The sequence below is a fragment of the Paraburkholderia sediminicola genome (assembly GCF_046026895.1).
GTDB classification, from domain to species: Bacteria; Pseudomonadota; Gammaproteobacteria; order Burkholderiales; family Burkholderiaceae; genus Paraburkholderia; species Paraburkholderia sediminicola_C.
In genome coordinates this window covers 1-1,029 of the sequence record NZ_JAQQEU010000239.1, presented here as the reverse complement: position 1 = coordinate 1,029, position 1,029 = coordinate 1, and the positions used below count along the sequence as shown (strand labels likewise).

The window sequence follows — 1,029 nt, the reverse complement described above, 5'->3', positions numbered from 1 at the left end:
GCTCTTCATCGACCTTGACCGCTTCAAGGATATCAACGACTCGTTTGGCCACGCGGCGGGCGATGAAGTGCTGCGTGTCATCGGCGAGCGTCTTTCCGACATGTTTCCCGAAGGCGCCCATGTTTCGCGCATCGGCGGTGATGAATTCGTAATTTGCCTCGTCGACGCTCCAGAGGGCGAGGCCGTGCGCGTCGCGCGCGACGTCACAGCACGCATGCGCGAGCCAATCCAGACGCCGTGCGTGCGGGCCTCGGTGGGCGCGAGCATCGGCGTGGCGCGCTATCCGGTATCGGCGTCGAACGCGGGCGAGCTGCTGCGCAACGCGGACACCGCGATGTATCACGCGAAGCGCATGGGCGGCTCGCACGTGTGGTCGTTCGGCAAGGAGGAGGCGCAGCGCCTCTCGCATCGCCTGCGGCTACGCGCGGATCTGGAAAGCGCGAGCGCCGCGCATCAGTCCGAACTGCACTACCAGCCATTACTGGACCTGCATACTGACCGCGTCTACGGAGCCGAGGCGCTTCTGCGATGGAACCATCCCCAGTTGGGCCTGCTCACGCCGGCCCACTTCCTCGACGTGCTGCTTGAATCGCCAGCCCACGAGGCGACGGGCGAATGGCTAATTCGCCTCGCGTTCCGCCAGGCGGCGCGATGGCAGGCGAGGGACCGCATGCCGTTCAAGATCGCCGTCAATCTCTCGGCCACGACGATCCAGAACTGCGATCTTGCTGCATTGGTGTCGGAGGCGGCCGAGGCGTCGGGCGTGTGCGCTTCCGTACTCGACATCGAAGTGACGGAGACTGCCGTCATGAGCGACTTCGTCGCCGCTTCGCGCTCGCTTTCGGCCGTACGAAGGCTCGGCGTGACCGTCTCGCTCGACGACTTTGGCACCGGCTACTCGAGCCTCGCGTACCTCACACGGCTGCCTGTCGATCGCATCAAGATCGACAAGTCGTTCGTGCAGGGGCTCACCGTTGAGGAGACCTGTCACCAGGCACGCGCGATGGTCGAAGCGATGGTGGCGCTCGC

1 protein-coding gene is annotated in these 1,029 nt (G+C 65.2%); it reads left to right on the top strand.

Annotation, left to right across the window (positions count from 1 at the left end):
* Positions 1-1,029, top strand: a 1,029-nt coding sequence (locus PQR02_RS40520) for a putative bifunctional diguanylate cyclase/phosphodiesterase (protein WP_408243402.1), incomplete at both ends; no start/stop codon positions are given.